The 12,560-nt window shown below is 43.7% G+C and carries 9 protein-coding genes; 4 read left to right on the top strand and 5 right to left on the bottom strand.

Going from position 1 to position 12,560, the window contains the following annotated elements; translation table 11 throughout:
* Positions 1-2: 2 nt before the first annotated feature.
* From IKB69_RS00845 to ilvA, 4 genes are read right to left on the bottom strand one after another with little or no spacing between them, the layout of a single operon-like run.
* Entirely contained in the window at positions 3-1,601 is a 1,599-nt protein-coding gene (locus IKB69_RS00845) for a mechanosensitive ion channel domain-containing protein (RefSeq protein WP_290945147.1), read from the bottom strand.
* Between the two features lie 46 nt (positions 1,602-1,647).
* Positions 1,648-2,346, bottom strand: coding sequence for a hypothetical protein (locus IKB69_RS00840; RefSeq protein WP_290945145.1), 699 nt, complete (start codon positions 2,344-2,346; stop codon positions 1,648-1,650).
* A complete protein-coding gene (locus tag IKB69_RS00835) occupies positions 2,330-3,658 on the bottom strand; it encodes a hypothetical protein (RefSeq protein WP_290945143.1) in 1,329 nt (442 codons plus the stop codon). The genes IKB69_RS00840 and IKB69_RS00835 overlap by 17 nt, the downstream gene beginning before the upstream one ends.
* A complete protein-coding gene (gene ilvA, locus IKB69_RS00830; RefSeq protein ID WP_290945141.1) occupies positions 3,615-4,823 on the bottom strand; it encodes a threonine ammonia-lyase in 1,209 nt (402 codons plus the stop codon). Before ilvA ends, IKB69_RS00835 begins: the two co-directional genes overlap by 44 nt.
* Positions 4,824-5,040: 217 nt before the next feature.
* On the opposite strand from ilvA, the gene feoB reads away from it, so the two are divergent.
* A complete protein-coding gene (gene feoB, locus IKB69_RS00825) occupies positions 5,041-7,239 on the top strand; it encodes a ferrous iron transport protein B (protein WP_290945139.1) in 2,199 nt (732 codons plus the stop codon).
* Here feoB and recG read toward each other — a convergent pair.
* Positions 7,210-9,042: an ATP-dependent DNA helicase RecG gene (recG, locus tag IKB69_RS00820; RefSeq protein ID WP_290945137.1), complete on the bottom strand. Its 1,833-nt coding sequence runs from the start codon at positions 9,040-9,042 to the stop codon at positions 7,210-7,212. The genes feoB and recG overlap by 30 nt on opposite strands.
* Positions 9,043-9,543: 501 nt before the next feature.
* On the opposite strand from recG, the gene IKB69_RS00815 reads away from it, so the two are divergent.
* The 3 genes from IKB69_RS00815 (at position 9,544) to serS (ending at position 12,557) form a co-directional block, all read left to right on the top strand.
* Positions 9,544-9,753 (top strand): alkylphosphonate utilization protein, encoded by a 210-nt coding sequence (locus IKB69_RS00815; RefSeq protein ID WP_290945135.1) that lies wholly within the window; start codon positions 9,544-9,546, stop codon positions 9,751-9,753.
* Positions 9,754-9,758: 5 nt separating this feature from the next.
* Positions 9,759-11,180, top strand: a complete 1,422-nt coding sequence (locus tag IKB69_RS00810; RefSeq protein ID WP_290945133.1) for a PhoH family protein — start codon at positions 9,759-9,761, stop codon at positions 11,178-11,180.
* Positions 11,181-11,249: 69 nt separating this feature from the next.
* Positions 11,250-12,557 (top strand): serine--tRNA ligase, encoded by a 1,308-nt coding sequence (gene serS, locus IKB69_RS00805; RefSeq protein WP_290945131.1) that lies wholly within the window; start codon positions 11,250-11,252, stop codon positions 12,555-12,557.
* The last annotated feature ends 3 nt before the right edge of the window (positions 12,558-12,560 follow it).

Here is a 12,560-nt window from a genome sequence, read left to right as displayed (position 1 = left end):
TCTCAATGGGATTTATCGCCAAAGCCGTCATAAGGCGTTTGGACAAACTTAGTCGTCTCGTAGGCGATGAAAATATCTGGCTCTTGCAAAAAGGCTTGTGTGATCTCTAGCGATATTTGACTGCGCAATGTTAGCGTAGCATAGGCGTTTGTTTGATACCACACAGAGATAGTAATACCATTTGGCGCGATAAAGCTATACACCCTAGGATCGACATTAGCGTGCTTAAGCGAATAGCGATCACGCATTTTGCGCAAGCGGCTTTTAGTAAGCTGAGTGTAAGATTTAGAATGCTTGACCGTAATATCAAGGGCGATTTGCAAGGCTTTTTGATGATTAGAATCAAAAGTGATGCAAAAATCTATCCCATCCCACACCGTTTGCATACCATTGTGTGTGTAATTAGCAATCATCATCGTAAAGACGAAGTTATTAGGGATAAAAACTATACGCCCGGCTCGACGATTGTGTGCAAAGCTAGTTAAGGTTACATCTTCATACATTGTAATACGCAGCATAGAAATATCTAAGACATCACCCACATAGACACTGCCATCTTTCTCCACGCGCACCCTATCTCCCACATGCACGCTCCCTCCAATCACAATCACAAACCACCCTAAAATACTCATAAATAAATCTTTCATCGCAATAGCAAGCCCAGCAGAAGCAAACCCCAGCACCGCAACTAGATAAGTTACATTCTCCAAATAGGCAAAGAGCAAAATAAGCACAATAATGGTGATATTAAAAAAATTGATAATTTTATTTGCTGTGTAGGTGCGCTCATTGTCGATGATATATCGCTTGATGAGAAGCTTAAGCCCCAATGCCAACCCTATGCTAACAAGAATGGCTAAAGCGATATATATAAGCTTGAAAGTTTGCTTTTGTATTTGGTGTGAGAGCAGGGTATAGACTTCATCATAGCGTTTGTTATAAATATCAATGCTTGTGGAGATGATGTTATAAGCACTTTGAAACTCTAGTAGCTCTGCTTGCACAAGGGCTAGCTCTTTTTGGACTTTGGATTTGTCAATCTTGTTTAGCTGCTCAAGTAGTCTGCATTTACGCTCAATAAGTGCTAGCACGATTTCTAGGCTTTCTTTATTGCTTACAAATGTGGCTTTTGTGTTTTGCAAATTATTGATGAAAGATAGCCCACCAATGATGGCAAAAGGATTGGTGATAGCAGGCACTTCGCTTATCTCTGGTTTTTGGATCAAGTCTCTAAAAGGATCGCTTTTAGCATCCTTTAGCAAATCAAGCTGTCGCTCCAAGGTCTCTATGGCTAGACGCTTTTCATTAAGCGCACCAATGTCATGAGCATTGATATGTAAGATCTCATCTTGAAGCGTGTGCATTTGGCGCATGATGCGATTGTAGTTGGCATAATCTGTGTAGCGCTTTAGCCAAGGATTGTTGCTTGTTGTTAAAGTGGTATTAATAGAGATTAGCTCATTTTGTAGCTCTTTAAGCGACATTGTGGCAGGGTCTTTGTACCGGATATTAAGCGGACTCTCTTGCGATAGCGTAGCATAGGAGAATCCCATAAACAAAAGCCACATCAGTAGGGTTTGTCGTATCTTGCTAGTAAGCACACCTTGCCTTTGGAGTCAAATTAGCGCGCATTATAGCAGAACTCCTTTAGCACCTAGGTGCGATAAAGGCGTAGCCACTATGTGGCAAAATACAAATATGTTTTGTATGCGCGCCTTTTTTAAGCGTGATTTGCATAGGAGTCTGCAAGGTTCTGGCATTTTTAGCACAAAAAGGCTTACCAAATCGGTCAAATTCCACGCGAAATGTCCATAGCTCTTGGCAGGCAAGCTCTGTGCTTAAGCTAATAGATTCTACCCCAAAGCTTTCATATAAGCGCACGAGAATCTCACTATTATTGCGACACTCTATGGAGATATTGACATTACTATACCCTGATAAGCAGCGTTTATTTTTCCCATTTATGGCGATGAGATCGCCGGACTGGGGTTGATTGTCTCTATCTGTGGTAGGTGAAAATCGTGGCGTGTCAAAAAACACACTAAAGCTATTTAGTGTGTAGATTCCGCTTTGGTGGAATTGGATTTGCCAGAAGTTTTTACTAGAGTCTAAAAGCTTGTGGGGGTCAATGGAAGGATGCAAACTTGTTAGGGAGGCAGTTTGCTTAGGGGTAAAAAACACTAGTGAGTCATTTAGGGCTAAATGCTGAGTATAGCGGATATAAGCAAGTGTGATTTGCGCTGCTTGGTGTAGTGTATGCGCACTGCTTGGCATAGCAAAGCTTACAAACACACCCAAAATCGCAATGGAAACAACTAGCTCAAACGCACTAAATGCGGCACGCATTGCTTCTCACAAGCTTATATCTAGCCACAACCCTCCCCACATACACAATCTCTATCGTCTCGCTTTTTTGAGTTATGGGGGTAGGTTCTTCATACAAGCACGCCTCATTACCCGCCAAAACCCCGTAGAATCCAAGCCGTAAAGCAAGTGTCCTGTTTTGCACTTTTAGATTCTCTATACCGCGACTTTTTAGCGCGCTTGCTACATCTTTTGCAATGTAGTAGTTGCGCGCAAAATTTGCCTGATCGCTAAAAAGGTAAGTAAGCTTATTGCCAAAGAGACAAAAGCTCTCAACACACAGTACAAAAAAAACTAGCCCTATACGCACCTTAAATCGTGTGCGATACATTTTCAAGCGCACGCGCATATCATTGTAGAATCCATACACCAAAACAGGTAGTCCCACAACACACAAAGGCGCAAACTTAGTGATGTCAATTTCTTGCCGCAGGGATAAAAGCAAGCTGAATATCAGCCCACTTACGCTTATTAACACCATTAGGGAGTAATCTTTATGCCTAGTAATAGCCGCATATAGCGTGTAGATATAATACAAAAACAACAATGGAGAAAAAAGCATAGCAAATGCGCCTAACACATCAAGAGAGTAGGCTTCAGGCACGCCAGCAATAGAACTAGAGTGCAAAAACATATTAACCCCAAACCCCGCAAGTGCAACTATAAGTGCCCTACTCTTCCTATGTAAAATCGCATAGATTCCAAGCGCGATAAATAACACACAAAACACCAAATCCAGCATACCAGCTAGACAGATAAGCACATAAGGCACTCGTTTAAACCGCAGCTGGATAAAGCAAATCACTAGTAAAATAAAAATGATAAACCCACTCTCATAAAGTAGCAACGCTGATAGATTCACACCGGGTAAAAGCGCGTATAACAGCACTAAGAAGAGACTATCACGCTTTTTACGCAGATAGGTTCTTCCTATCATATACATAAGCCACATATTGCAACTATGCACAGCAATCAAGCTAGAGCGCAGGGCATAGTCATTACTACCAAAAATCTCCACACATACTCTTAGCCACGCAAATAGCCACGACTCGCTACTATGTAGCTTAATAAGCTCCTTGTAGCTAATGGAAATCTCCCCAACCATATACACTAAGAGCAAAACGCTCCCAAGCACACCCCCCAAAAACCCAACATCTACAAGATCATATTTACGACCCTTAGGAAGCGACCGCCTATGTAGCCACAAGCGCACTAGTAAAGTAGAGCGCGCGAAAAACTCTTGCACTACTTTAGAGAATCTCTGTAAAGTCATAGCCATTTGCACGCAAAACATCGCAAATCATCTGCTTATGCTCCTGCCCCTTAATCTCAAGCGAAATAATCACATACGCATCACCATAGGCTAGATTGGTACTAGTCCTATCATAGTCAATTTGCACGATATTTGCTCGTGCTTGGACAAAGATATCGCTTAAAGCTTGCAAAGCTCCGGGCTTATCGACAAGCAACACTTGGAATTGGAATTTGCGCATTGTTTTAATTAAGCCTTTTTGGATAATCAAATTAAGCATTGTTACATCAATATTCCCGCCACTTAACACCACACCCACGCGATCATTTGCACTTAGAGCAAGTTTATTGTGCAAGAGAGCTGCCACGCCCACAGCCCCAGCTCCTTCTACCACGAGCTTTTGATTTTCTAGTAGATACAAAATCGCTGAAGCGATCTCCTCATCATCAACTTCAATAATATCACTCACCAATGTCTGCACATAAGAGAAATTTAGCGCATTCACATCGCGCACGGCAATTCCATCAGCAATGGTACGCACAGATTCTGCGTTGCATATATGCTTATGAGTAAAGCTCTCTTTCATAGCTGGTGCGCCCTTAGCCGTTATGCCAATGATCTTAGTGTGTGGGCTTAAGTGGTGATAAGCAGAAGCGATCCCACCTATGAGTCCGCCCCCACCAATAGGCACAAGCACAATGTCTAGCTCCCTTTCAGCAATCATCTCAAGCGCGATAGTTCCCTGTCCTGCCATAACGGCTTCATCAGCAAAAGGGTGGATAAAGCTTAAGCCCCTATCTTGCGCTATTGCACACGCTTTAGCATAGGACTCATCATAATTATTGCCACATAGCACCACTTCCGCACCCAGCTCTCTAGTAGCCTGGACCTTAAGCAACGGAGTGGATTCTGGCATCACAATCACAGCGGGGATAGCAAAATGCCTAGCGGAGTAAGCTACACCCTGTGCGTGATTCCCAGCACTTGCGGCAATCACTCCCCTTGCTCTTTCATCTTCGCTCATAGAAGCGATTTTATTAAACGCGCCACGGATTTTGAACGCCCCTGTGCGTTGGAGGTTTTCCTTTTTCAAATAAATATGCGTACCAAAGCGCGAAGAAAGCTTAGGGGCAAGGGAGAGTGGGATATACTCGATAATTGGAGCAAGCCGATCTTGTGCCTGCTGCAAAGCTTGTAGTGCTAGCATTTTGACTCTTTTGATGAGATTCTTTAAGGCTTTATTGGATTCTAATGTTATTGTAGTGCGTGAAGCTTAAAATCAAGCAAGATAGCTCCAAGCTAACACGGAGAGCATCTTAGAAAAATTATCACTTAAGCAATTTACACTTTATGGGTTATAATAATCAATCTTAGATTAGCACTATAATTCAATAATTAAAGCAATTGTTCAAAGGATAAATTCTATGTCCCACACTACAAAATCACCCATACAAACACTCACCATAGCACTCATTGGGCAGCCAAATGTCGGCAAAAGCTCGCTGATCAATGCCCTTAGTGGCTCACATCTAAAAGTAGGCAACTTCAGTGGTGTAACCATTGAAAAAACTCAAGCAGTCTTCACCTACCAAAGCACGCGTATCATCATCATCGACCTACCCGGCTCCTACTCACTCAACCACTACTCCCCAGAGGAAAAAATCACCAAAGACTTCCTAGAATCTAGGCAGTATGACATCGTGCTAAATGTGCTAGATTCTACCAATCTTTCGCGCAATCTCGCCCTAAGCGGGCAGATTATGGACCTTGGGGTAAAGATGGTGTTAGGGCTTAATATGATTGATGAAGCACGAGATGAGCAAATTAACATCAACCACAAACTCTTAAGTGAGATTCTAGGTGTGCCCTGTGTGCCCATCTCTGCTAGTACAGGTGAGAATCTAGATCTCTTGCTTGATACGCTCATATCCTATGCGCAAAAACCCCTGTGCGCGCCAAAGCGCATTTATAATGACAAGATTGAAAAGTCTATCGCCAAAGTGGAGCTATTTATCACCCAGCAGTCCTTTTATGAGCTACAAACCTACCCATACGCTAGCTCGCCCCTATCAGCAAGGCAGCTTGCAATCCTGCTCATCAAGCAAGATAGTGCGCTTTATATCTACTTGCACGATAAGCCCTGCTACCACGAGATCCTTCAGTGTGTAAGTAGCGCACGCCAAGAGCTATCACTTGCAAGTGGGGAGAAAAACATCACTAGAATCTTCCATCACGATGCCATAGCCTACGCCCAAGGCGCAGCTAAAGAGACAATCACCTACCCAAAGTCTATCTTACAAAAAACCAAAGATATGGACTCACTCTTATTGCATAAGGTCTTTGGGATTCCTATTTTTCTACTACTAATGTTTGTGCTATTTGAAATGATCTTTTATGTGGGCGGATTTTTTAAAGACTATATTGAGCTAGGGTTTGCGAATCTAGCGGAAGTGATTAAAGAGCATATTGTGATAAAGGACTTTGCCTCCTTGCTGTGTGATGGAGTCATCGGCGGAGTAGGGACGATTATGGCATTTTTGCCACTCATTATTGTGTTGTATTTTGGGATCGCGCTACTAGAATCTAGCGGCTATATGGCACGCATAGCCTTTTTGCTCGATGGCTTTTTCCATAAATTTGGCTTACACGGCAAGAGCTTTATCCCGCTTATAGCGGGCTTTGGCTGCTCTGTGCCAGCTTATATGGCTACTCGCACGCTAAAAAATCGCAACGAACGCCTAATCACGCTATTTGTCATAGGGTTTATGAGTTGTAGCGCACGCTTGCCTATTTATGTGCTATTTGTGGGGGCGTTTTTTGACCCAAAATATGCCGGTATTGTGCTTTTTGGGATTTATCTCTTTGGCACGATTGTCGCGCTACTGCTTGCCAAGCTGCTCAAGCTCTCTGTCTTTGCTGGGTATGAGGAGCCCTTTGTAATGGAAATGCCAAAGTATAGAATGCCAAATTGGCGTGTAATGTGGTTTAGCGTGTGGAGCAAAGTGGTGATGTTTTTGAAAAAGGCAGCGGGATTTATTTTCCTAGGATCCGTGCTTATTTGGTTTGCCTCTCAATACCCCAAATCTCCAACCCTTGCCAAAGAGTATGAAGCTAAGCGTGCTGTGCTGGTAGATTCTGAGCAGTTTCGCGCACTCAACGAAGAGCAACAACAAGAGAAGCTATGGTATTTACACAATGAATACAATGAAAACTTCTTGCGCCAAACTTACTCCGGTAGGATCGGTGAAGCCCTGCGCCCAATCTTTGCGCCCCTAGATTTTGACTGGCGGCTCTCTATCTCAATTGTAGCGGGCTTTGCGGCGAAGGAAGTGGTCGTCTCAACACTTGGAGTCCTCTACGCACTAGGTGATGATGTCAATGAAGAATCCACCACCTTACAACAAAACTTGCGCGATAGCATTTCTTTCCCAACGGCGATTGCTTTTATTATCTTTGTGATGTTTTATATCCCTTGCTTTGCAGCAACCATTACCTTTGGCAGAGAAGCTGGGGGGATAAAGTTTGTGGTGTATTTGTTTGTCTTTACAACCATTGTGTCGTATTTCTTCGCGCTGCTTGGCTACTACTGCGCGCTATTTGGGTATCGATTTTTCGTCACTTAGGCACGCATTAGCGCGATCAAATATCGCTTCATCTTCACTTAAATCAGCCCATACCCACTGTGTGCCACTTTGTCGCTTGCCATCGAGCAAGTCTCCACCCTTGCGGTATTTGAGATCAATTTGGGCTATGTCAAATCCACTCAAATGCGTCGCGAACTCCCTTAATCGCACAGAATCTGGTGTATGTGTATAGAGATAGCAGTAGCCTTTAAGCCCATTGCGACTCACCCTGCCCCTTAGCTGGTGCAAAGTCGCCAACCCTAGCTTCTCTGGCGCGATAATCACAATGGTAGAGAGCTTTGGCAGAGAAATCCCTACTTCTATAAGCGTGGTAGCTAGTAATATTGAGCCATTTTGTGCAAACTCTTCTAGCACCTTTTCCTTTTCTTTGTCCTGCCCAGAAGTGCTATATACCTGCGAGAATCTAGCACGCCAAAAGCCCTCACCTTCTTTTAGCGAGAGATATTGGCTTACTTGGCTCTCTTCTACAAGCGGATAGATGATGGCTACTTGGCGTGCAGCCTCCACTTCTGCACTAATATGGGCTAGTAGCTCTGGGAAGCACGGCTTAGAAATGATTGTGGTAGTAATGTCTTTAGGATAAGGTAGCTCATCAATAATGCTTACATCAATCATTTTAGATTCTAGCATAGCCATTGTACGAGGGATTGGCGTGGCAGAAAACTGCAAAATATGGGGCTTTGAAGTAGAATCTATGGTCGCAAGCTTCTCTAAGTAATACCGTTGCTTCACGCCAAATCTATGCTGCTCATCGCTCATCACAAGCGCAATCTCCTCTCCGCTAATCTCGCGATAGAGCAATGCTTGCGTACCAATGATAAAATCCACCTGCGAAGCAAAAAGCCCTTGCAAATCCTGCTTAGATTCTGCGCTAATATAAGTGATATTTAGTGATTTTGGTAAGTAGAGTAGAGCCTGCTCGTAGAGCTGCTTTGCTAGCACGCTTGTAGGTGCCATAAGCAAGGATTTCTTAGGATAAGCCATCATCACACTAGCTAAAATTACCATCGTTTTCCCACAGCCCACATCGCCCATCACAAGTCTTTTTGCCGCTTTTGTGCTGGCTAGATCGCTGGCAATTTGCGCACACACACGCTGCTGGGCACTAGTGAGAGCAAAAGGCAAGCTCCTTACCCACGCTTGATAATCACCAATGCAGCGGTATTTGGCAGCATAGTCTGTGCGCTTTGTGCTTAGGCGCAAAAGATGGCAGTAAATCTCACAAAACTTAAGTGCATAAAGGGTATTCTCATCAAAGCCCTTACGCACACAAAATGCGCGGAAAAACTCTTTGTCCGGGTGAAAAATGCGCACAAGAGAGCTTGCCACATCACTAGGCAGTCCGCACTCCTGCAGAGCTTCTTGTGTAATTAAGCTTTGGGTTAGTCTTATCATATCTGCATTTTTATGCGTAGTTTTAAACTTTGGGATTATGGTATTGATCTCGTAGATAGTCTTTGGCTGGATTATTGAAAATTTCCCACCATCATCGCGCAAAACTCCTTGCACAAATACCACAGAATCTAGTGCAAAAAGCCTTTTGATATAAGGCTTTGGGTGAAAAAATGTCAATGTGATAGGCTGAGAAAAAGCGAGTGCGTAGGCGGAGATTTGCAACACTTTGGCATAACTTTTATAAGCTAGGATCTGTACTTCTAGCGCACCTTGCGCCCCATTATGAAGAGAGTCCATAAGCATTGTGCTCTCATACCCACTTGGCGCGAAAGTCGCAAGCTCTAGCAAATGTGAGAATCCAAACTTCCCTAGCTCCTGCGCGCTCATACTACCTCCACCTAGAATCTAGCGCGATTATAGTGTTTTGCCCGCCTGCTTGCAAGTAGCCCTTAAAGCGCGTTACATATCTAGGTATTAGCTAGATTCTAGCCTACTTAAAGCTTCTTGCTATTATTTGAGCGATAACGCTATCAAGCGCAGTGCTTATATCGCGAATGTGATTGGCGATTTGCGCATTTTGGTGTGTTATGTAGGCTAAGAAATAGTGTCATTAATCTGGCTTGCCTTTGGCTTGCTCCCACACTGCGATAATTTGCTCTCGCGTATGCCGCGTATGCTTGGAGAACTTCATCTCCCTGATTGAAGTGAGAGGTTTTATAAAACTTTATAGCCGTTTTGAAGCAAGTGGAGTAAGTAGCAAAATCTACCGCTAGCGTTTAGCTATATAAATAGTAAGTAAAGAGCAAGGTTCAGCGAGATGTTAGGATAAATCTAACGCTTTAGCACATTTGCGCTATAATCCCAAGCACACTACCATAAGGAGTAGCAATGCCAAAAGATGCCAACGGAAGCCCACTAGATTCTGGAGATAGCGTAACTATCACAAAAGATCTTAAAGTAAAGGGTGTTTCAAGCACGATAAAGCGCGGCACTATGGTTAAAAATATCCGCCTAAATGATAATGATGACGAGATAGAAGCTAAGCTTCCCAAGCTTGGCACAATTGTGATAAAAACCTGCTTTGTCAAAAAAGCATAGCACAAATGCCAAAAAAGTCCTATCTCATTGACACTTCTATCATACTCGATGACCCTGAAAACATCATCCATCTCTACGACAATGCCAAAAACACCTTATGTATAAGTGATATCGTGCTAGAAGAGCTTGATAAGAAGAAAACCTCACACGAAGTAGGCTTTTTAGCGCGAGAGTTCTTCCGCAATATTGGGGATTTTGATAAGCGCACCACAAGTAGCGCTAAAGCAAGCAGGCAAGAGTTGCCATTTCCTCCAAAGGAGCAGGACTTTTTATACATAGCCTACTATGAGAGCAAGCAAGGCGCAATCCCTATTACAATCATCTACCGCGCGAGCTACAAAACCAAACACCTAGAGTATGGGCTAAATGACGCAAGGATCGCAGAAATCGCCAAAGACTATGGGCTCACTTTACTCACCAATGATATATCGCTAAAAATCCGCACCAAAGCAAGTGGGCTTAATGCCCAATCGCTCTTCCGCGATCGTGTGGAAAACCCTAGCGAGATTAACTTCTGGCATAGCTTCTTTCTCCATAAAGACACTCCTTTAGCTCAGCTTGAGAAAACAAAGACATTTAAAACACTAAAAGAGTGGAGTCTAATCCATATCGATGAGCAAGATAACACCGATAGCTCGCTTTATCTCACGGGGAAAAAACGATTTGGCATAAAGCTACAGGGTCGCTTTGAAGAGTGGGATTTAGATGCAATGATAGATAAAGCTACTCCCTATGTAACCCCCATTAATTTGGATCAAAAAATGCTCTTTTGCCTACTTACCCATCCGCATAATGTCGCCACAATAGCCACAGGCTCAACAGGCTCTGGCAAGACACTTATCGCACTTCAAGCGGGATTAGAGCTGATTAAGCAAGAGATGGTTGATGGCATCATATACCTGCGCAATACCATCACTGCTAATGATAAAGAAGCTGAGCTTGGATTCCGCAAGGGCGATGAAGACCAAAAGCTAGGCTACTTTATGTATCCACTTTATAGTGCGATCAATTTCATCATCGACTCCTTGCGCTCTAGCTCACTAAAGAGCTACCTTGAGTACCGTGGTAATGTCAATACAATCCACAAGGAAAATGCCACGGAATATTTTTTAAAAAAACACAATATTCAAGTCGTTGATATTGCGCACGCTAGGGGAATCACTATCCGCAAGAAGTTTGTGATATTTGATGAGGTGCAAAATGCTTCAAATGCCACAATCAAACTCATTGGCACAAGACTTGGAGATGATAGCCGTATCGTCTTTCTAGGGGATTGGGCGCAGATTGACCACCCATATCTAAGCAAGTTTCGCAACGGTGCAGTGAGCCTATTGCAAAAAGCCCTAGCCACAGACATCATCGCTGGAATCCAGCTACGCCAGACGATCCGCAGCTCCATAGCACAGTGGTTTGGCGAGAGCTTTTAGACAAGGTGCGTGCAAACCCACTACATTTTTGCTAAAATCACGCATAAACTCCCCCTTGTAAGGCTAGCAATGATAGATACTAAACTTTTACTACAAGATTTTGACTATGTCGCTTCTGCCCTAGGCAAAAGGCAAGTGGATTCTAGTATCTTGCAAGACCTAAGCACCCTAGCCACTAAGCTCAAAAGTGCCAAGCAGTCCCTAGAATCACTCCAAGAGCTGCAAAATAAAAACTCCAAACTATTTGGCGCGCAAAAAACGCAAGGGGTGGATTCTAGTGCGCTAGAGTCTTTGCGCAAAGAGCTAGAGTCTAACAAGCACAGCATAACCCAAGCGCAAGAAGTTGTGCGAACTTTGCAAGAAGAGCTAGAATCTAGCCTTGCCACTATCCCCAATCTCCCAGACTCCCACACACCAAGTGGCAAAGACGAGAGTGAGAATGTCGAGCTAGAGCGGATTCTAGATCCTAGAGAGTTTGACTTCACTCCTAAAGAGCATTTTGAGCTAGCAGAGCAAAATGGCTGGATCGACTTTACTGCTGGGGTAAAGCTGGCTAAAAGTCGATTCTCTGTGCTACGCAAGGAAGGTGCGCTACTCTCTCGCGCGCTTATAAACTTTATGATCGATAGCAATCGCAAGGCAGGCTTTGAGCTTGTTAGCACCCCAGTGATTGTTAATAGTGCTATGCTCTTTGGCACAGGGCAACTACCAAAGTTTGAAGATGATATGTTTAAGCTCTCTAGCTTTGAAGAGCCAGATTCTAGCGAAGTAGAATCTAAAGGCATAAAGAAAAGGGGGCATAGTCTCTACCTCATCTCCACTGCAGAAATCACGCTTACAAATCTCTATAATGACTGTATCATCAATGCTAATGACCTGCCCATTTGCCTAACTGCTCAAACGCCCTGCTTCCGCAAAGAAGCTGGCAGTGCTGGGCGCGATACAAGAGGCATTATCCGCGAGCATCAGTTCGATAAAGTCGAGCTAGTTGCCATAACCCACCCAGAATCTAGCGACACAATGCAAGAGAAGATGCTACGCACTGCTAGCAAGATTTTAAGCGATTTGGAGCTACCTCATCGCTTTATGCGCTTGTGTAGCGGAGATCTAGGCTTTAGCGCGAGCAATACCATTGACATAGAAGTGTGGCTACCTGGGCAGGGATGCTACCGCGAGATAAGTTCTATTAGCAACACGCGCGACTTTCAAGCAAGGCGTGCTAAAATCCGTTACAAAGAAAATGGCAAAAACCACTTCGCCCACACGCTTAATGGCTCTTCACTAGCCGTAGGGCGCACACTTGTAGCCATTATGGAAAACCACCAGCAAAAAGATGGTTCTATAACAATCCCCAAAATCCTAGAATCCTACTTATAAGAT

It is taken from the genome of Helicobacter sp., assembly GCF_017502485.1.
Classification (GTDB): Bacteria; Campylobacterota; Campylobacteria; order Campylobacterales; family Helicobacteraceae; genus Helicobacter_B.
Note: the sequence above shows the minus strand (reverse complement) of the source record. Positions and strands in the feature narration are given on the sequence as shown.